Genomic DNA, 20,347 nt, shown 5'->3' on the forward strand with positions numbered 1-20,347 from the left:
TCCCTTTGCCTTCCTCGAAACCGTAATGTATTTTGTGATGACATGAAACAAAAATCTTCACGCCCCTCCCGCATCGCGCCCAGCCGGCTGCAGCAGCAGCTGTCGACGGATATTCTCGAGTTGATCCGCAGCGACGGCTTGCCGGCGGGAACGCGCCTCGCCGAGGTGGCGCTGGCCGAGCGGCTGCAGGTATCGCGCACGCCGGTGCGCGCGGCGCTGAAACTGCTCGCATCCAAGCGCCTGATCCGCCGCGGCGCGCTGCGCGGCTATTTCGTCGCCGACGTGCCGCCTGCGCCCGCCAAGACGCCGGCCAAGCCGGAGCCTGAACAGACCGAACGATTGTTCCTCGCCATCGCCCGGGATCGCCGCACCGGACGGTTGCCGCTCGACGTTTCCGAGCGCGACCTGATGCAGCGCTACAAGGCGACGCGACCGCTGGTGCAACGGGTGCTCACCCGCCTCGCGGAGGTCGCAGCGGTCCAGCGCAAGCCGGGGCACGGGTGGCGCTTCGAACCCAGCCTCGCCGATGCCGAAGCGCGCGCCGAGAGCTATCGGTTCAGGCTGGTGGTCGAACCGGCCGGCCTGCTCGAGCCGAGCTTCCGGCTCGATCCGGCCTGGGCCGCCGAGATGCGGCGGCAGCACCAGGCGATGCTCGATGCGCCCTGGAACGAGACCGCGAGCATCGCCCTGTTCGAGATGAACGCCGCGTTTCACGAAGGCCTCGCAGCGGCCTCCGGCAATCGCTTCCTGCTGGTGTCGGTGCAGCAGCAGAACCGGCTGCGCCGCTTCGCCAACTACGACTGGGCCTTCGGGCACGAGCGCGTGGTCGTGAACTGCCGCGAGCATCTGGCGATCCTCGACCAGATCGAGGGCGGCGACCGGCAACGCGCCGCCGAACTGCTGCGCCGGCACCTGGAGAGCGCTGCCGCGCTCAGGCGGCCGCCCGGCCAGGACCGCAAATCCATCTGATCATCAATCCACGATCCGCTCGTTTCCGGAGTATTGCCATGACCACCGCCCCCGCGCCGATCGACGCCGCCCTCAGCGATGCGCAGCTCGACTCATTCTGGATGCCGTTCACGCCGAACCGGCAGTTCAAGACCAACCCACGCCTGTTCGTCGCCGCGGAAGGCATGCACTACATCAAGCCCGACGGCGCCCGCGTGCTCGACGCGATGGCCGGGCTGTGGTGCGTCAACGCCGGGCACGGCCAGCGCCGCATCGTCGAAGCGATCCAGGCGCAGGCGGCCAGGCTCGACTTCGTCTCGTCATTCCAGATGAGCCATCCGGCCGCGTTCGAACTCGCCGCGCGCATTGCCGCGATCGCGCCGGAGGGGCTCGATCATGTGTTCTTCACCAACTCCGGATCGGAATCCGTCGACACGGCGTTGAAGATCGCGCGCGCCTATCATCGGGCCCGAGGCCAGGGCGAGCGCATCCGCTTCATCAGCCGCGCCCGCGCCTATCATGGCATGGGCTGGGGCGGGCTATCGGTCAGCGGCCTCTCGCGCCATCGCCGCGACTTCGGCCCGCTGCTGCCCGAGATCGATCATCTGCCGCACACCCACGATCCCGAGCGCGCCGCGTTCTCGCGCGGCCAGCCGCAATGGGGCGTCCACTTCGCCGATGAGCTCGAGAAGCTCCTGGCCCTGCACGACCCCGCGACCGTGGCCGCCGTCATCGTCGAGCCCGTCACCGGCTCGGGCGGCGTGCTGCCGCCGCCGGTCGGCTATCTCGAGCGGCTGCGCGAGATCTGCGATCACCATGGCATCCTGCTGATCTTCGACGAGGTCATCACCGGCTTCGGCCGGGTCGGGGGTGCATTCGCCGCGAACGCTTTCGGCGCGACGCCGGACATCATCACCTGCGCCAAGGGCATGACCAATGGCGCGGTGCCGATGGGCGGCGTCATCGTCCACCGCAACATCCATGGCGCAATGATGAGCGGCGCTCCGGGAATCGAGCTGTTTCACGGCTACACCTATTCGGCCCACCCGCTCGCCTGCGCCGCGGCGCTCGCCGCGCTCGACGTCTATGCGGAGCAGGACCTGTTCGGGCGCGTCCAGCGGATCGCGCCGCTGTGGGAAAAGGCCGTCCACGCGCTGAGACAGGCGCCGCATGTGATCGATATCAGGAATATCGGCCTGCTCGCCGCCATCGACCTCAAGCCCCGCGACGGCGCACCGGGCGCCCGTGGCAGCGAATGCGCCAACCGCTGCTTCGCGGACGGCGTGCTGATCCGCGGCTCCAGCGACACGCTGGTGCTCTCCCCGCCCCTGATCATCTCGGAGGAGCAGATCGAGGCGGTCTTCCGGACCATCCGGCAGGCGCTCGACGCGCTGGAGTGAGGGACATCGCGAGGCGTGTGAATTTCGCGGGCCGGTGATCCAGTGCGGCAGGGGTTCCGTTTCCCTGCTTTCGGAGAGCCCCCGTGCGCAACACAGCCAAGAAACTCCCGTTCGTCTGCGATCCCGTGACCGTCACCCAGGACGACGTCGAGGACGCCATCCGCACCATCCTCACCTGGATCGGTGAGGATCCTTCGCGCGAGGGCCTGTCCGAGACGCCCGCCCGTGTCGCCCGCGCCTATAAGAGCTACTTCGCCGGTTACGACCAAAACCCGGAAGACTATCTCCGCAAGACCTTCGAGGAGACCGCCGGCTACGACGAGATGGTGCTGCTGCGGAACATCCCGTTCCAGAGCCATTGCGAGCACCATATGGCGCCGATCATCGGCCGCGCCTGGGTCGGCTATGTGCCGCGCAGCCGCGTGGTGGGCATTTCCAAGCTCGCGCGCGTGGTCGAGGCCTATGCGGCGCGGCTGCAGATCCAGGAGCGCATGACCGCCGAGATCGCCAACATCATCGACGAGGTGCTGCAGCCGCAGGGCGTCGCTGTGGTGATCAAGGCCGCCCATCACTGCATCAGCTCGCGCGGGGTCAAGAAGCACGGCGTGGACCTCACCACCAGCCGCATGCTCGGCTGCTTCCGCACCGATCCGATGAGCCGGCAGGAGTTCCTGGCGATGGTCAATTCGGACCTGAAGGACTGACCTTCGGCCCCTTCGATCCAAGATTCTTCGCCCCACTGTGATCCAGCCGCTCTCCTCCAGCGTTCAACCCCATGGACCATGCGTGTCGGGGAACATGACCACGCGACTGAGAGCGGCTAGATTAACGCCATGGAACGTGGCATCGTCCCGGCATCGAATGGTGCGGGGATCGGGTGCTCGTGCCGTGGCAATGACGGGCAGAGGGCCGAAGGCAACTGTGGACTGGGCGGAGTTGATCGGACGTGTTGCCGCGCGCGGCGACCGTGAGGCATTCAAGGCCCTGTTCGAGCATTTTGCGCCGCGCATCAAAGGCTTCCTCATCAAGACCGGCTGCAATGCCGACGAAGCTGAGGAAATCGCGCAATCCACGATGGTGGCAGTCTGGACCAAGGCGGCTCAGTTCGACCCGTCGACGGCCGGCGCCGCCGCCTGGATTTTCACCATCGCGCGCAACCAACGCATCGACGCGGCCCGCAAGGCGATCCGCGACGGTCGGCTCAGCAAGGAGATCGTCCTCGATGAGGAAGCCGATCCGACCCTCGCCGCCGATCAGATCATGTCGCGTGTCGAAGATGCCACACGCGTCACAGCAGCGATCGAAAGATTATCGGTGGAGCAATCCACCGTGATCCGCTTGTCGTTCATCGAGGAACGACCCCATTCGGAGATCGCGGCAGTTCTCGGACTGCCGCTCGGAACGGTAAAATCACGCATCAGACTGGCGATGAATCGCCTGAGAGACCTGTTGGACGACGCGACATGACGATCAGCCATCACCCGCCGGAAGACCTGCTGGCGGACTTCGCCACGGGTGCGCTCGACGAGGCCGAACGGCTTGTCGTCGGTGTTCACGTCGCCGAATGCGGCCGGTGCCGGCGCTTCGTGCGCGCCGTCGAGCAGCTCGCTGGCGCCGCGCTCGATCAGGCCGAGCCGGTCGCCATGGCGGCTGACGCCTTCGACGCGGTGATGGCGAGGATCGATCGCCGCCCCCAGTCCCGTCCGCAGGTCAGCGAGATCGCCGAGATCGATCCGGAGCTCGCCGACCTGCCGGAGATGGTCAAACGCTGCAAGATCGGTAAGCGCCGCCGCGTTGCGCCGGGAATCAGCATGCGCCCGATCCAGTTGTCCGGTTCGGCCAAGTCGCGCGCCTTCCTGCTGCGCTCCGAGCCCGGCGCGCGGATGCTCGAACATACCCATTCCGGCAACGAGCTCACCTGCGTGCTGAAGGGCAGCTTCAGCCATCTCGGCGGCTACTACGGACCCGGTGATTTCGACTACGGCGATGACGAGGTCGATCATCGCCCGGTGGTCGGCGACGAGGGTCCCTGCATCTGCCTCGTGGCGATGACCGGCGACCTGCGCATGCATGGCTTGCTCGGCCGCCTGATCAGCCCCTTCGTCAGGCTCTGATCCTCTCGGCCGGCCTCTCATCTGAACTGACAGTGCGAGCGCAACGGCGCGTCCGGACGATCTCGATCGTCTGGACGAATCGCCACTTGCCTCGCGACGGCGACGACCGCAAGCTTGCAGTGATCCGCGCCTGATCCTGCGCCGTTTCCGAACAGGAAGCGCATGGAGGAGAATGATGCGGTCAACGAGCGCGAAGCCGAACAGTTACGTCGCGCATCTCAGCCACCTGCTGGCCCGCGCCGGCCGTCACGACCAGCAGGCCTTCGCCGAGCTCCACGCTGCCACGATCGTGAAGATGCGCAAGACCGTGCGTGCCCTGCTGCCCTCCTCGGCCGACCTCGACGACATCCTGCAGGACGGCTACCTGAAGATCTGGCGCCACGCCGCGAGCTTCGATCCGTCACGCGCCTCGCCCATCACCTGGATGTGCACCATCATGCGCAACACGGCGATCGATGCGTTGCGCACCACCGGCTTGCCGACCTCGGAGCTCGACGAGGCGCTGACGATCCCTGATCCGGCCGACGGGGCCGCCGCCGATGAGTTCGACTATGCGCAGGCGGAACCGATCGCCCGCGAGGCGCTCGAGCGGCTGCCGGAGGACCGCCGGCAACTGCTCGCGCTGGCCTATCTCGAGGGCGAAAGCCGCACGCGGCTGTCGGAGCGGTTCGGCGTACCCGTCGGCACCATCAAGACCTGGCTGCATCGCAGCCTGGCGGCCGTGCGCAAGGACTGCCTCGGACACGCCCACGCCGTGGCTGCATGATCTGGATCCGATGACCAAGACACAGGCCGTCAGACATCTCGTCGTCGTGCTGGGGGACCAGCTCGATGCGGATTCGGCCGCGTTCGACGGCTTCGATCCTGAGCAGGACGTGGTGCTGCAGATGGAGGTCGCCGACGAGGCGATCTACGTGCCGCAACACAAGATGCGGATCGCCTACTTCTTCGCGGCGATGCGCCATTTCCATGCCGATCTCGCCGGCCGCGGCCGCCGCGGCCACTATGTCCGGCTCGACGACCCCGCCAACACCGGCGCACTCGACAGCGAGATCGTCCGCTACCAGGCGGTGCTGCGGCCGGAGGCCACGATCGTGCTCGAGCCCGGCGATTTTCGCGTGCGAGAGAAGTTGCGCAAGCTGCCGCAGGTCGACATCCGCCGCGACCGCCACTTCATGTGCACGGCCGACGAGTTCGACGCCTTCACCGAGCGCCATCCGCGGCCGATCATGGAGACGTTCTACCGCGCGATGCGGCGCAAGACCGGGATCCTGATCGACGACAGCGGCCGACCGGTCGGCGGCAGCTGGAATTTCGACGCCGAGAACCGCAAGGGCTTTGGCAAGTCGCGGCCTCCGATCCCCGTGCCTCGCTCCTACACGCCGGACGAGATCACGCAGGACGTCATCAAGCTGGTTGCAAAACGCTTCTCCAACAGCCCCGGCAAGCTCGAGCGCTTCGACCTGCCGGTGTCGCGCGTCGACGCGCTGACCGAGCTGTCGGATTTCGTCGCCTGGCGGCTGTCGCTGTTCGGCACCTATCAGGATGCGATGCTCACCGACGAGCCGTTCCTGTATCACTCGCGGCTGTCGGGCGCGCTGAACCTGCACATGCTCAATCCGCGCGAGGTGGTCGACGCCGCGCTCGCCAACCGCAACGCGCCGCTGAACGCGCTGGAAGGCTTCGTGCGCCAGATCATCGGCTGGCGCGAATTCGTGCGCGGCATCTACTGGCAGCGCATGCCTGACTATGCCGACGAGAACGCGCTCGACGCCGACCTGCCGATGCCGCGCTTCTACTGGACCGGCGAGACCGAGATGCGGTGCCTGTCGCAGGCGATCGGCCACACCATCGACCACGCCTATGCGCATCACATCGAGCGGCTGATGGTGCTCGGCCTGTTCGCGATGCTGCTCGGCGTGAAGTCCTACGACGTGCATCTCTGGCACATGTCGATGTTCCATGACGCGATCGACTGGGTATCGCTGCCCAACACGCTCGGCATGAGCCAGCATGGCGATGGCGGCGTGGTCGGCACCAAGCCCTATGCGGCGTCGGGCCACTACATCGACCGCATGAGCGACCATTGCCGCCACTGCCGCTACGACCCTAAGCAGGCGACCGGCGACAAGGCCTGCCCGTTCACGACGCTGTATTGGAGCTTCCTCGCCAAGCACCGCCGCCGCTTCGCCAACAACGGCCGGATGCGCAACCAGTACGTCAATCTCGACCGCCGCAGCGCCGCCGAGATCCGCGCCATCCGCAGCCAGGCCGACGCGATCACCGCCGAGATGGTCTGATCCCTCCCCACCTGAACGACGCTCACGGCTTGCTGGCAGCCGGCCGATCGGTCATATCTTGGGCAGTTCCTTCCCGCCCGCCGATCTTAAGCCCGGAATGCCCCGCCCATGACCGCCGCCATCGTCGCCGTGTTCGCGCTCGCTTATGCCGTGGTGGCGCTGGAGCACCCGTTCCGGATCAACAAGGCCGCGACCGCATTGGTCGGCGCCGGGCTGATGTGGACGATCTACGCGGTGATGGGCGCGACGCCGGCCGCGGTGGCCGGCGAGCTCAACGAGTCCGTGGCCTCGACGGCCCAGATCATCTTCTTCCTGATCGGCGCCATGACCATCGTCGAGGTCATCGATGCTCATAACGGCTTCGAGGTCGTGACCTCGCTGATCGGCACCCGCAACCAGGTCACGCTGGTCTGGCTGGTCGGCTTCGTCACCTTCTTCCTCAGCGCCATGCTCGACAATCTCACGACCGCGATCGTGATGGTGTCGCTGATGAAGAAGCTGTCCGGCCGCGACGAGGACCGGCTCGTCTTTGCCGCCATCATCGTGATCGCCGCCAATGCCGGCGGCGCGTGGTCGGCGATCGGCGACGTCACCACGACGATGCTGTGGATCGGCGGCCAGATCACGCCGCTCGCGATCATGAAATCGGTGTTCATCGCCTCGCTGCTGAACCTGGTGGTCCCGCTCGCCGCCGTCAGCTTCACCCTGCGCGGCAAGGAGCTGGTGCCGCCGGCGAGCGCCGGCCTTGCCTCGATCAGTCCGATCCTGCCGTTCGAGCGCAACCTCATGTTCTTCATGGGCCTCGGCATCCTGGTCGCCGTCCCCTTGTTCAAGGCCGTGACCCACCTGCCGCCGTTCATGGGCATCCTGTTCGGCCTCGGCCTGCTCTGGATGGTCGGCGAGATCATTCACCGCCAGAAGGCGTCCGAGCAGAAGCAGCGCCTGACGCTAGTGCATGCGCTGACCCGGATCGACATGCCCTCGATCGTGTTCTTCATCGGCATCCTGCTCGCGGTCGCAGCCCTCGAGCATACCCACATCCTGCAGGCACTTGCGCAATGGCTCGACCGCACCGTCGGCCGGCTCGACCTGATCGTGATCGTGCTCGGGCTCGCCAGCGCCGTCATCGACAACGTGCCGCTGGTGGCGGCCTCCATGGGCATGTACAGCCTCAGCCAATATCCGCCGGACAGCTTCCTGTGGGAGTTCGTCGCCTATTGCGCCGGCACCGGCGGCTCGATCCTGATCATCGGCTCGGCCGCGGGCGTCGCCGCGATGGGGCTCGAGAACATCCATTTTTTCTGGTACGTGCGCCGCATCAGCCTGCTCGCGCTGCTCGGCTATTTTGCCGGCGCTGTCGCCTACATCGTGCAACACAATCTGATGCATTGAGCGGATCAGCGCCCATGCGACGGTCGCGGCACCTTCTTGCAGTTGTCACGGCCCTGCTGATGGGCGCAGCTCCCGGCCACGCCGACGACGCGACGATCCGGAGCGGCTATGCGCTTGGCGCCGCAAGCTGCGGCGATGCTCCCCTCGCCTTCCCGCGTCTGCAGATCGACATGAAGGCCGGTTTCTGCGCCGGCCTCGTCGCCAGCCGCGACGATGGCCTGCGATTTCCCCGCAGCATCGTGCAGATCCCGGGCAAGCCGTTGTTCGTAATCGCCGACATGGGCGGCTGGGGCCATGAGGACGGCCGCCTGCTGATCCTCGATCCCACAGCGCCCGCCGGCCAACGTCTCCGCGAGGCAATCACGCGGCTGTCCTATCCGTTCGGCCTCGTTGTCGGTCCCGAGGGCAAGATCTACGCGTCGACCGACACGTCGATCTTCCGCTTCGACCCGCTCGCCGCCGATCCGAAGGCCAGCATCGAAACGATCATCCGCAATCTTCCCGGCCGCAAGCTCACCTTGCCGGACGGCACGCGTATCAGCGAAAGCGCGCATCCGCTGAAGGCCTTTGCCTTCGACCGCACCGGCCGCCTGTTCGTCAACGTCGGCTCGCACAGCGACAACTGCCTCTCATCGGCGCCTGGCCGTTGCGCGGCCGCCGAAGGCGCTTCGCCGCTCGCTGCGATCTGGCTGTTCACGCCGCCCACGGGCGGCGTCTTTCCAGCCCTGAAATCAGGCGCCTCCGATCCCGCTCACGAGGTGTTCGCGCGCGGTCTGCGCAACTCGATGGCGCTCGCGCTGCATCCACGCTTTCCCGATCCCGGCACCGCCTTCCTGCAGGGCGAGAACGCGCGCGACCTGCAGGACGTCTTCGCGCCCAATGAGGAGATCAACGCGATCGAGCAGGGCCGCCACTATGGCTGGCCCTATTGCTACGATCTTGCCACGCCGAGCCCGGAGTTCAAGCAGGCGCTGCAGTCGGGCGCCCTCAAGGACTTCTGCAAGGCGACCGCGCTCTACAAGCAGCCCTGGTCGCTGCTGCCGCCGCATGGCGCCCCGCTCGGCATGCTCTACTACACGGGCGAGCGCTTCGACGACCTGAAGGGCAAGCTGCTGGTCGGCCTGCACGGCTATCGTCCCACCGGCAGCCGCCTGCTCGCCTATGAGGTCGACGAACACGGCTTTCCCAAGGTCAGTCCGCCGCCGGTGCGCTATCACGTCAGTTGCGCCGCCGAGCCGAGCCGCGCGTTCCAGACCGCGGCGGGTCCCGCGCCCGCCGCGTCCTTCGACGAGATCATCTCCGGCTGGCATCGCGTCAACGGCATTCGCCCGCAGGGCGCGCCGGTCGGCATGACCGTCGCCGATGACGGCGCGATCTGGCTGGTCGAGGACAAGAACCAGAGCGTCATCCGCATCGACCGCACCGGTGAGGCCGCGCCGGAGCCGCTGCCCTGCGACACCAGGAGCAGTCAACTGATCGACCGGCTCACCGCGTTCGTCATGGATGATGCCGCCAGCCATCAGCGCCTGACCACCGTGCGCAAGAACCTGGTCGAGACACATTGCAGCGGCTGCCATTCGGAGTTCGGCCTGAAGGCCGGGCAATCCGATCGCGACAAGGACAGCGCCGTTCTGCGTTACATGCTGGCGCAGGACGGCTGGATCTATCCCGGCGATCCCGAATCCGGCCGCCTCCGCCAGCGCCTGCGCGGCCTCGGCGCCGAACGGCAGATGCCGCCGGGCGCCAACCTCATCAAGACGGAACCAGGCTATGCCAAGCTGCTTGATATCGCCGACGACCTCGTCGCGCGCATGGTTCCAGGTACCCGGATGCGGATCAAGCCCGGTGGCCCGCCGCATCGCAAATTCTTCGCCCGAGACGGCCGCGAATGCGGCGACATCCCGTTCGGCAAGGTCGTCGTGGTGACGGAAAAGTCTGCCGTCAATAAGCCCGGCTTCAGCCGTTTCTTCCGGCCCGCCGACACCTATCTCAACGGCACCTGCACGGACGACAATGGCTATTACATCCAACAGCAATTCCTGGTGCCGCTCTGACGCAGCCCTCAACGAGTTGAAACCGGTCGTACCCAAGCCGACGCTGCGCTCCCCTCCCCCTTGCGGGGAGGGGTCGGGGGTGGGGGTGGCCCCGGGCTCCGCCATCAGTGACGAGCACGACGCACGAGCAACAGCGCGTAGGGTGGGCAAAGCAATCGCCGCAGGCGATGCGTGCCCACCGGCCGCGGACACCGGCGCAAGTTATGGTGGGCACGGCGCGCACGAGACCGCGCCTGGACGCCAGCAATATCGCACCGCGCCTTTGCCCACCCTACGCATCTCGGGTGTGGCTGCCGCTTTGCTCTTGCTAGCAACTGCCCCAGCCCTCGCCGCGCCAAAACTGTTCGAAAGCACCCAGCTCACACCCTCAGGCGAATACACCTTCGGCATCGAAGGCCCCGCCGTCGATCCCCAGGGGAATCTCTACGTCGTCAATCTCGGCAAGCCCGGCACCATCGGCAGGCTCGCGCCGGAAGCGACCACGTCAGAACCGTTCACTGCGTTGCCCGACGGCAGCATCGGCAATGCGATCCGCATCGATGCCGCCGGCACGATGTTCATCGCCGACTACAAGCGCCACAACATCTTCGCCATCGCCCCCGGCACGACCGAGCCGCAGATCGTCTTCCACGCCGACGAGATGAGCCAGCCCAACGACATCACGCTGGCCCGGGACGGAACCATCTATGCGAGCGACCCGGCCTTCAAGGCGCGCAGCGGCCGGATCTGGCGGATCGCAAGGAGCCCGGACGGAACGATGCAAGGCGCTGCGATGACCGCGCCGCGCGCGATGGGCACGACGAACGGCATCGACCTCAGCCCCGACGGCCGCACACTCTACGTCGGCGAGTCCAACAGCGGCGAGATCTGGTCCTACGCGGTCGAGGGCGAGACGCTGACGCGGCCCAAACTGATCGCGAAGTTCGAGCCGAACACGATCGACGGCCTCCGCACCGATACCAGCGGCCGGCTGTTCGTCGCGCACATCCTGAAGGGCAGCATCGCCGTCCTCGCGCCCGACGGCCGCACGATCCGCGAGGTCGCGCTGAAAGCCAAGGAGCCGACCAACCTCGCCTTCGGCGGCAGCGACGGCAAGACGGTGTACGTGACGCAGCGCCAGGGCGGCTTCATCGAGTCATTTCGAACCGATGTCGAAGGCCGCGAGCATTGTCTGCAGCGACGAGCGTGTTGAGATCTGCGTCCGGCAAGGACTGACAGAGGCTGTCATTGCCAGCCGTCAGAGCCGCCCGGAGGACCTTGCCCGCGCGATCAGCCACCGAAAGCCGCGTTTGTGAAACGGCAGGACCGCTTTCAGATAGGCGACGCCGAACATGTTGTGGGCATCGCAAATCGTCGAAATCACAGCGCGCGGCTGTTCCGTGGCATCCTCGCGCAGAATGGACACGCGGAAATCGAGATGCGCGTTGTCGCGCCCGACGATGAGTTCGGCGGGCGTGTGAACGAAGATGGTCCAGCCGAGCAGGCTGTCGCCGACCGCATAAGCGGGCTTCCGCTCCACCGACAGGATGTCGCGATGACGCGAGACCTCCAGACCGAATGGCGCCGCGAGCGCGTTGCGCAGGATGAGAATGGTCTTCATCCAGCGGGGCCGGTGGCCGAAGATGGCGAAGAATGCGTCGATGGTCGACAGGTCGGCGCGGCTGAGTTCGATCGCGATCGACTCACGGTAGTCACTGCGCAACAGCAGCGCGCGATCGATGAGCGATGTCGCAGGAAGCGACGTCTCGCGCATCGCGGCAGAAGATTGTCCGGATCTCATCTGGCGTCCTGCGTCGGCGGCCGGTGTCTCGATCCAAGCAATCCCGTGCTTCATGCACAAGCCCATCGTATCGCCTACGGCGATTTGACGCCTCTCATCCGGGAATTCCCCACGAGTTAAGCCGCCCGGCTATGCCCATCATGCAGCGGCGCAATGTTCAAACTGCCCGTCGTGCCAGTTTGCCGCACGCCGCATCCCTTGTGTCGTCGGGCAAATCAGGCCGATGTTTGCGGCTATCCCGGGCTCGTGAAAGGGGCGGATCGCGATCGTCACGAACGTGGAGCCTGGGGAGCGGTGGGCGTGTGATGCTGCAGCGTGATCAGTCGCGCGGACGAACAGCATGATGCGCACGGTGAAGTCGTGATGTCCTGACACCCCGATGCTGGTGTCAACTTGGCGCAATGCGATCGCGCCGGGGATGGTGGCCCAAAAGCCCGGCGCACCAGGGAGACCACGTATAAGCCGTAAAGCCATCGCGCAGGGAATGCCGGGTCGATCCGGCTGCACCTGTGGTACCTGCCGCCTGCTTTTTTTTCGCAGGCGGGCCATGGGTGAGGCCATCGCCCGGCATTCCCTGCGCCCTCTCGTTATCAGAGGGTCGAACTGATCATCATGACTCGGGCAGATCATGTCGCGAGAACGCTGCCTCATACTCAACCGTCACGCCGGCGCAGGCGAGCATTCTGCGCGCCGCGGCTTGTGCAGCTAATGTTGTCGTTGAATGGCAGCTCAACAAATTCGCTGTCGTCCCGGACAAGCTGCGCCAACGCGACTGCGTTGGTGCGGCGCCGATCCGGGACCGATACCCACAGGCCACGGTGGGAGGCACATTCGCAGTTGCCAGCACACCCCACAACAGACGACGGTGGTTATGGGTCCCGGCGTTCGCCGGGACGACACCGATGATGGCGCAAACTGCTCGACCCTCACGTGCACGACGTCATCCGCTTATGCGTGCAGACGATGACGACGGCGTGGGAGTCGGCGCGAAGTACCTACCGCCCGTACACCACCGGCGCACGGCCGACGAAAACCGGCGGAGGCAAATCGCGCTGCCAGACGCGGCCGTCGTCGAACTGGATGCGCATGCCGTCCGGCGAATACACCGCGCTTTCGTCACGCGCATCGATCCAGAGCCGGCTGTTCGGCGCATTCCAGTCCGGCCAGGCCTGCAGCGATTCGCCGGTCTCGGTGGTCATGTTCACGGCATCGCCGTTCTGGGTCACGAAGGCAGGCGCCCCGATCATGCCGTCGCGGCACATCTGGATGCAGCGGTAGGTGCCGGTGAGATTCGCGCTCGGCTGGGCGGAGGCGGAGCCGACGACGCAGGCGCCGACGAGGCCAATGAGGATTGCAACACGCTTCATATCGATCACTCCATCGCTCGAAAGGGTCAACCAGCCCCCATTCGGGCCCCTCGGGCGGATCAAGTGCGATGCAGGAAAAATGTTCCGCGGGTTCCCCGGCCGGGAACCGCCCTACTCGACCAGCACGACGTCGACCGCAACGCCGAGCTTCTGTTTCGGCGAGCCGACAATGATGCCGTCGATCGGAGAGACATCCGAGAAGTCGCGGCCCATGCCGAGGATGATGTGATCGTTGCCGACGACGAGATCGTTGGTCGGATCGAAGCCGATCCAGCCGAGCGCCTCGCCACACCACAGCGATACCCAGGCATGCGTCGCATCCGCGCCCTGCAGCCGCGGCTGGCCCTCGGGCGGAATCGTCCGCAGATAGCCGCTGACATAGGCGGCCGGCAGGCCGAGGCCACGCAGGCCCGCGATCATGACATGCGCGAAGTCCTGGCAGACACCGTGACGATTGTCGAACACCTCGGCGAGCGGCGTCGAGATCACCGTCGCCTTCGGGTCGTATTTGAACTCCTTGCGGATGCGCCGCATCAGGTCGGCCGCGCCGGCGACGATGCCGGTGCCGGCCGGAAAGCTCGCCGCCGCATAGTCCGTCACCGGCGCAAGCACCGGCACCAGCGCACTGGCAAAGACGTAGCCGATCGGCGACGCCGGCCCGAGGCTGGTCGCCTCGAAGGCGTCGTCGCGGACGTGCTCCCAGGCGGCGCTCGGCGCATCCCGCTCCGGGGCGTTGCGCGCCAGCTTCACCCGCGAGCGCGAGTCGATGCGCAGATGGCGGTGCTGGGTATCGATGACGATGCTTTCGGTCAGCGTGCCGAAAAAGTCGCGCCGCGCGGTGCGCTCCGAGGGACGCGGCCGGATGTCGACGCTGTGCGAGATCAGTTCCTGGCCATCGCCGCTCGCGGGCTCCAGCCGCAGCGAGCAGCGCGCAAAGCTCACCGCGCTCTCATATTCGTAGGTCGTGACATGACGGATGTCGTAGATCACGCGAGGCCCGTGAGCTTTTCCGGCCGGGTCGCATTGGGGCCGTGCGGGAAGTAATGCTGTCCGATCGCCTCCGCCAGACTGAGCAGGTCCTGCTCCAGCGCGAACAGCGTGCGGCCGTCGAGATGCGCCGCCTCCGCCGCCGTGAGCCGCGCGACCAGCGAGACCGCAAGCCGCTGCGGCCGCTCGATCAGGCCATTTTCCTTGAGCACCGGCAGGCCCGCGATGTGCTCGTTCAAGGTCTCGATCTGGAAGGCGACCGAGCGCGGATTATAGAGGTCGAGCACCACGAGATCGCGGATCGGCGCCAGCGACGGACCGATCAGATAGCGCGACCGGTAGGTGATCTGGCAATCGACCAGGGTCAGCAGGACGTCGAGATCCTCAGGCGTCGCCTCGTCATAGCCGAACTGCCGCGCAAACCGCGCGGTGTTGATGGCGCGCTCGGCGCGGCGCCCGATATCGAGGAAGCGCCAGCCGGCGGCGCGATTCATGTTCTCCTGGGCAAGGCCGGCAAAGCTCGCAAGCTTCTCCAGGATGAGCTCGGCCGTGCTGACGACGGCGTCCTCGTCCTCCGCGTCCTGCGCCAGACGGCTCGGCATTTCGGTGATCACCTGCCAGGCGTCGGGCGACAGCCGCTCGCGCAGCGATGTCGCGGTGCGTTGAGCCGATTTGAGCAGCGACAAGGCCGAGCCGAACTGGGCCTCCGCCTGCAGCGCTTCGGCCGCGACCTGCGATCCCCTGGTCCGCGACGTCTGCGAGATCGCGCCCCAGGCGAGAAGCAGGCGCTGGATGCGCTCGGCCGTGTTGAGCTGCGCCGGCGCGTCCCTGCCGGGATCGCGGTGCTGCGCGCCGAGCACGCGGATCAGCCGCAACGTCGCCTCCGCGCGTTCGAGATAGCGGCCGAGCCAGAACAGATTGTCCGCCGCGCGGCTCGGCAGCACGCCGGCGATGCGGCGGATGCGGACATTGTCCGACCCCGGCAGCAGGGTGCGCGCGGCGACCGCCTTGTCGCCGACCACCCAGACGTCGGCGGCGCGCGCGCCGTCGCCCATCGAGATGGCGCGCGCATCGAGCTTGTCGGCAATGCGGCAGAAGCCGCCGGGCATCACGGTCCAGCCGCCGTCCGGCGTCACGGCCGCGAACACGCGCAGCACGAACGGCCGTGGCGCGATCCGCCCGCCTTCCCACACCGGCGTCGTCGACAGCCGCACCACCTCCTGGCCGACATAGTCGATGCCGCGCTGCTTGATGGCCGCGCGCAAGCGATCGCGCTCGGCCGCCGAGAGCTCGCTCGGCAGCACCGGGCCGCTGCTCGCAAAGCCCGGCACGGCGCGGCCATAGGCGCCCTCGATGGCGAAGTCCTCGAGCCGATCCAACACCTCGTCGCGCGCCGATTTCTGCCCGCACCACCAGGTCGCGATATGCGGGATCTTGAGGTCCTCACCGAGCACGCGCCGCGACAGGCTCGGCAGGAAGCCGAGCAGCGCGCGCGCTTCGAGCACGCCCGATCCCGGCATGTTGGCGAGCACGACGCCGCCCTTGCGAACGACGTCCATCAGCCCGGCGACGCCGAGGCGCGAGGCGGCATCGAGCTCGAGCGGATCGAGCGAGTTGGAATCGAGCCGGCGCAGCAGCACGTCGACGCGCTTGAGCCCGGCGACGGTGCGGATGTGGACGCGATCGCCGCTGACGGCGAGGTCGTCGCCCTCCACCAGCAGGAAGCCGAGATAACGCGCCAGCGTCGCGTGCTCGAAATAGGTTTCGCTGAAGGTGCCCGGCGTCAGCACGCCGATGCGCGGCTCGTCGCGATCTGCGCCGGCGCGCAGCGCGTCGCGAAAGGTCTCGAAGAACGGCGCGAGCCGCTCGGCATTCATCGACTTGTAGATCGAGGAGAACGCGCGCGACAGCACCAGCCGGTTTTCCAGCGCATAGCCCATGCCCGACGGCGCCTGGGTACGATCGTTCAGGACCCACCAGCGCCCGTCAGGACCACGGCCGATGTCGGCGGCGTAAATGCTGAGGAAGCGGCCGCCCGGCGGCTTGATGCCACAGACGGGCCGCAGATATTCGCTGGAGCCGGCGACGGCCGCCGCCGGCAGCGCGCCGCTCGCGATCAGGCGTCCCTCGCCATAGATATCCCGCAGCACGCGCTCGAACAGCTCGGCGCGCTGCACGATGCCCTGGGACAATTGCGCCCACTCGGCCTCGTCGATCAGCAGCGGCAGATGGCTCAGCGGCCAGGAGCGCTCGGCATTGTCACCGGGCGAGCGATAGGTGACGCCGGCCTCGCGCAGATGCCGGTCAGCCGAGGCGAAGCGGCGGTCGATGTCGGTCGGTGCGAGCGCGGCGAACGTATCCGCAAAACGCGTCCACACCGGGCGCGGCTGGCCGTCGGCGCCGATGAACTCATCGGGAATGCCGGGCAGCCGGGCGTAGTCGCGAGACCATTGCGTCGCGCGGCGCAGCGGAGGACGCGCCGCCGGCCGGCCGGCGGCGGGGGTCGCTCCCTGGTCCTGGCCGCTCGGGCCGTCCATGCCCTGCTCCTCCGCACAAACTAGGGCTCAATCAATGCCGGAGCGGCCTGCGCAAGTCGAGGGTCATCGGGAATTCATTTGTGCGTTCTTCCGGCGGCAGCGCGATTCGTCCGGGAGTGTGGCCGTGATCCTGGAATCGGGCGAGCCGCCGCGCCTCCGCCTCGTAGGAGTTGATCGGCTTGGTGTCGTAGTTGCGGCCGCCGGGATGGGCCACGTGATAGACGCAGCCACCGAGCGAGCGGCCGTTCCAGGTGTCGATCAGATCGAAGGTCAGCGGCGAATGCACCGGGATGGTCGGATGCAGGCCGGAGGCCGGCTGCCACGCCTTGAAGCGGACGGCGGCGACGGCCTCCGCCGAGCGGCCGGTCGATGTCATCGGCATTCTCCTACCATTGCAGGTGACGAGGTGCCGGCCCTCGATGAAGCCTTCAGCTTTCACTTGAAGCCGTTCGACCGAGGAATCCACGTAGCGCACGGTGCCGCCCGCGGCACCCTCCTCGCCCAGCACGTGCCACGGCTCCAGCGCCTGCCGCAGCTCCAGGGTCACGCCGCCATGCTGCACGCGGCCGAAGGTCGGAAAACGGAACTCGAGCTGCGCTTGATACCATTCCGGCGAGAAGTCGTAGCCGGACGACCGCAGCTCATCCAGCACATCAAGAAAATCCTCCCAGATGAAGTGAGGCAGCATGAAGCGGTCGTGCAGCGCCGTGCCCCAGCGCACGAAATTGCCTTCCTGCGGCTCGCGCCACAGCTTGGCGATCAGGGCACGGATGAGCAGTTGCTGCGCCAGCGACATGCGCGGATCCGGCGGCATTTCGAGCGCGCGGAATTCGACGAGACCGAGGCGGCCCGTCGGGCCTTCCGGCGAGTACAGCTTGTCGATACAGATCTCAGAGCGATGGGTGTTGCCGGTGATATCGACCAGGAGATGCCTGAACAGCCGATCGACCAGCCACAACGGCACGCCCTGCCCGGCCGGCGGCACATTGGCAAGCGCGATCTCCAGCTCATAGAGACTGTCATGGCGCGCCTCGTCGATGCGCGGGGCCTGGCTGGTCGGGCCGATGAACATGCCGGAGAACAAATAAGACAGTGCTGGATGCCGTTGCCAATACAGCACGAGGCTCTTCAACAGATCGGGACGGCGCAAGAACGGCGAATCCGGCGGCGACGAGCCGCCGACCACGACGTGATTGCCGCCACCGGTGCCGGTGTGGCGGCCGTCGATCAGGAAGCGGTTGGCGCCGAGCCGCGTCTTGGCGGCGTCCTCATAGAGCCCGAAGGTGATGTCCACCGCCTCGCGCCAGCTCTGCGCCGGCTGGATGTTGACCTCGATGACGCCGGGATCGGGCGTCACCTTGATGACGTCGATGCGCGGATCGAACGGCGGCGCATAGCCCTCGACATGAACCTTGATCTGCATCGCCTCGGCCGTCGCTTCGACGGTCGCGATCAGCTCCAGATAATCCTCGATGGTCTCCACCGGCGGCATGAAGACGCAGAGAATGCCGTCGCGGATCTCGACCGACATCGCGGTGCGCACGCCGAGACCGCCCCAATACTGGTACTGAACGTCCTGCTGTTGTTGTGGCGGCCGGTCGAGCGCCTTCAGCGGCGGCACCTGCGGCACGATCACAGGACGTCCTTGCGCATAAGCGGGCAATGGCCCGCGCGCCTCCATCGGATCCTGCTCGTGAATATACGGGAAGTCTTCTGGCGGAATGTACAGCAGCGAGTTGATCGGCAGCCTCAGGCCGAGCGGCGAGTCGCCTGGAATCAGAAACAGCCGCTTGCGCCGCAGTCCCCAGCGCTCGCTGCGCCAGCGCTTCGGCTGCGCATTCCAGCGCTGGATCGGCAGCACGAAGCCGCGCGGAATGTGCAGCCCTTCGTCGAACACGCGCGCCATGCGGGCGCGCTCTTCCGGATCGTCCAGCTTGGAGTCGAGCGCATCGACATTCTCGGGCAGCGCCGCTTCCTTCTGCAACCAATGCGCGGGGTCCTCATACGCCGGCAGCACATAGTCCGGCTCGAGGCCGAGCGTCTCCGCCGTCGTATCGAGGAAGCGCTCCGCATCCGCGATCGTGGCCATGCGCGGGGCGTCGATGCTCGCGATCAGATCGGGATTGCGCCAGATCGGCTCGCCGTCCTTGCGCCAATACAGTCCGAACGCCCAGCGCGGCAGGCTTTCGCCGGGGTACCATTTGCCCTGGCCGTAATGCAGCAGGCCACCGGGCGCGAACCGCGACCGCAGGCGCCGGATCAGGCTGTCGGCAAGCCCGCGCTTGGCCGGACCGACCGCGGCCGTATTCCACTCCGCGGACTCCATGTCGTCGATCGACACGAAGGTCGGTTCGCCGCCCATCGTCAGCCGCACGTCGTGAGCGGCGAGATCGGCGTCGACGGCCTCGCCGAGCTGATCGAGCTTCTGCCAGGACTCATCGGAGAAAGGCCGCGTGATCCGCGGCGCTTCGCGGATACGCTTCACATTCATCTCGAAGGCGAAGTCGACCTCGGCAATTCCGGCACTGCCCGAGATCGGCGCGGCCGAGCGATAATGCGGGGTCGCGGCGACGGGAATATGTCCCTCGCCCGCAAGCATGCCCGAGGTCACATCGAATCCGATCCACCCGGCACCGGGCAGATAGACCTCCGCCCAGGCATGCAGATCGGTGAAGTCATTCTCGACCTCGACCGGCCCTTCGATCGGATCGATATCAGGACGAAGCTGGATCAAATAGCCCGAGACGAAGCGTGCGGCGAGACCGAGATGCCGCATCGTCTGAATCAGCAGCCATGCGGAGTCGCGACAGGAGCCCGCCGCCGAGGCCAGCGTCTCCTCCGGCGTTTGAACGCCGGGCTCCATCCGGATGATATAGCGAATCTTTTTCTGCAACTGCGCATTGAGATCAACGAGATAGTTGACCGTGTTGTCGGCTTCGCGCGGCAGCGACTTCAAGTATTCCGCGAACTTTGGTCCGGGCTCGATCGTCTCCAGATAGGGCGCGAGTTCCGCTTTCAATCCGTCGGGATAGGCGAACGGAAAGCTGTCGGCATAAGGCTCGACGAAGAAATCGAACGGATTGATCACGGTCATCTGCGCCGTGAAATCGACCTCGATTTTCAGTTCGTTCACCTTCTCCGGAAAAACATAGCGCGCGAGCCAGTTGCCCTGCGGGTCCTGCTGCCAGTTCACGAAATGGTTCGATGGCGTGACCTTGAGCGAATAGCTCAGCACCGGCGTCCTGGTATGGGGAGCCGGACGCAGACGGATGGTCTGCGGGCCCAATCCGACGGGACGATCATACTTATAATGGGTGACGTGATGTAATGCGACGTAGATTGACACGTGGGTTCAGCGCTCCAGCAACTTTTTTGAGCAGAACATTGCCGTGCTCAGGGATCAAGCACTAACAACGGGCAGAGCTGCCTAATGAACCGTCCTGGGCCCGGAAGATGACAATTCGGCCG

General features: G+C 66.5%; 16 protein-coding genes. 10 read left to right on the top strand and 6 right to left on the bottom strand.

The annotated features are described in order from the left end of the window. Positions 1–42: 42 nt before the first annotated feature. From ACQR1Y_RS03865 to ACQR1Y_RS03910, 10 genes are all read left to right on the top strand, one after another. The gene (locus ACQR1Y_RS03865) at positions 43–969 is read left to right on the top strand and encodes an FCD domain-containing protein (RefSeq protein ID WP_434875354.1); all 927 of its coding nucleotides are present in this window, start codon (positions 43–45) and stop codon (positions 967–969) included. A 38-nt stretch (positions 970–1,007) separates the two neighbouring features. Continuing rightward, the gene (locus ACQR1Y_RS03870) at positions 1,008–2,348 is read left to right on the top strand and encodes an aminotransferase class III-fold pyridoxal phosphate-dependent enzyme (protein WP_434875353.1); all 1,341 of its coding nucleotides are present in this window, start codon (positions 1,008–1,010) and stop codon (positions 2,346–2,348) included. Between the two features lie 83 nt (positions 2,349–2,431). Further along, positions 2,432–3,052, top strand: coding sequence for a GTP cyclohydrolase I FolE (gene folE / locus ACQR1Y_RS03875; protein ID WP_434858367.1), 621 nt, complete (start codon positions 2,432–2,434; stop codon positions 3,050–3,052). Between the two features lie 217 nt (positions 3,053–3,269). Continuing rightward, positions 3,270–3,815 carry a sigma-70 family RNA polymerase sigma factor gene (locus ACQR1Y_RS03880; RefSeq protein ID WP_434875352.1) on the top strand — a complete coding sequence of 182 codons (546 nt, stop codon included), beginning with the start codon at positions 3,270–3,272 and terminating at the stop codon, positions 3,813–3,815. Further along, positions 3,812–4,462, top strand: a complete 651-nt coding sequence (locus ACQR1Y_RS03885; RefSeq protein ID WP_434875351.1) for a ChrR family anti-sigma-E factor — start codon at positions 3,812–3,814, stop codon at positions 4,460–4,462. Before ACQR1Y_RS03880 ends, ACQR1Y_RS03885 begins: the two co-directional genes overlap by 4 nt. A gap of 175 nt (positions 4,463–4,637) precedes the next feature. Beyond that, on the top strand, positions 4,638–5,228 hold the full coding sequence (locus ACQR1Y_RS03890) for an RNA polymerase sigma factor (RefSeq protein WP_434875350.1): 591 nt from the start codon (positions 4,638–4,640) through the stop codon (positions 5,226–5,228). A 10-nt stretch (positions 5,229–5,238) separates the two neighbouring features. Beyond that, on the top strand, positions 5,239–6,762 hold the full coding sequence (locus ACQR1Y_RS03895) for a cryptochrome/photolyase family protein (RefSeq protein WP_434875349.1): 1,524 nt from the start codon (positions 5,239–5,241) through the stop codon (positions 6,760–6,762). 108 nt (positions 6,763–6,870) lie between these two features. After that, positions 6,871–8,154, top strand: a complete 1,284-nt coding sequence (nhaD, locus tag ACQR1Y_RS03900) for a sodium:proton antiporter NhaD (RefSeq protein WP_434875348.1) — start codon at positions 6,871–6,873, stop codon at positions 8,152–8,154. A gap of 14 nt (positions 8,155–8,168) precedes the next feature. Then, positions 8,169–10,208 carry a PQQ-dependent sugar dehydrogenase gene (locus tag ACQR1Y_RS03905; protein ID WP_434875347.1) on the top strand — a complete coding sequence of 680 codons (2,040 nt, stop codon included), beginning with the start codon at positions 8,169–8,171 and terminating at the stop codon, positions 10,206–10,208. A gap of 286 nt (positions 10,209–10,494) precedes the next feature. After that, on the top strand, positions 10,495–11,400 hold the full coding sequence (locus ACQR1Y_RS03910) for an SMP-30/gluconolactonase/LRE family protein (RefSeq protein ID WP_434875608.1): 906 nt from the start codon (positions 10,495–10,497) through the stop codon (positions 11,398–11,400). Between the two features lie 45 nt (positions 11,401–11,445). On the opposite strand, the gene ACQR1Y_RS03915 is transcribed toward ACQR1Y_RS03910, so the two are convergent. From ACQR1Y_RS03915 to ACQR1Y_RS03940, 6 genes are all read right to left on the bottom strand, one after another. Continuing rightward, positions 11,446–11,988: a DUF2867 domain-containing protein gene (locus ACQR1Y_RS03915; protein ID WP_434875346.1), complete on the bottom strand. Its 543-nt coding sequence runs from the start codon at positions 11,986–11,988 to the stop codon at positions 11,446–11,448. A gap of 138 nt (positions 11,989–12,126) precedes the next feature. Then, positions 12,127–12,549, bottom strand: coding sequence for a hypothetical protein (locus ACQR1Y_RS03920; protein ID WP_434875345.1), 423 nt, complete (start codon positions 12,547–12,549; stop codon positions 12,127–12,129). Positions 12,550–12,983: 434 nt separating this feature from the next. Further along, on the bottom strand, positions 12,984–13,364 hold the full coding sequence (locus tag ACQR1Y_RS03925; protein WP_434875344.1) for a hypothetical protein: 381 nt from the start codon (positions 13,362–13,364) through the stop codon (positions 12,984–12,986). A gap of 102 nt (positions 13,365–13,466) precedes the next feature. Next, positions 13,467–14,345, bottom strand: coding sequence for a transglutaminase family protein (locus ACQR1Y_RS03930; protein WP_434875343.1), 879 nt, complete (start codon positions 14,343–14,345; stop codon positions 13,467–13,469). Further along, positions 14,342–16,879 carry a circularly permuted type 2 ATP-grasp protein gene (locus ACQR1Y_RS03935; RefSeq protein WP_434875342.1) on the bottom strand — a complete coding sequence of 846 codons (2,538 nt, stop codon included), beginning with the start codon at positions 16,877–16,879 and terminating at the stop codon, positions 14,342–14,344. Before ACQR1Y_RS03935 ends, ACQR1Y_RS03930 begins: the two co-directional genes overlap by 4 nt. Before the next feature lie 31 nt (positions 16,880–16,910). Next, positions 16,911–20,225 (bottom strand): DUF2126 domain-containing protein, encoded by a 3,315-nt coding sequence (locus ACQR1Y_RS03940; protein WP_434875341.1) that lies wholly within the window; start codon positions 20,223–20,225, stop codon positions 16,911–16,913. Positions 20,226–20,347 lie beyond the last annotated feature (122 nt).

Source organism: Bradyrhizobium sp. HKCCYLRH3099, assembly GCF_051167855.1.
GTDB lineage: Bacteria > Pseudomonadota > Alphaproteobacteria > Rhizobiales > Xanthobacteraceae > Bradyrhizobium.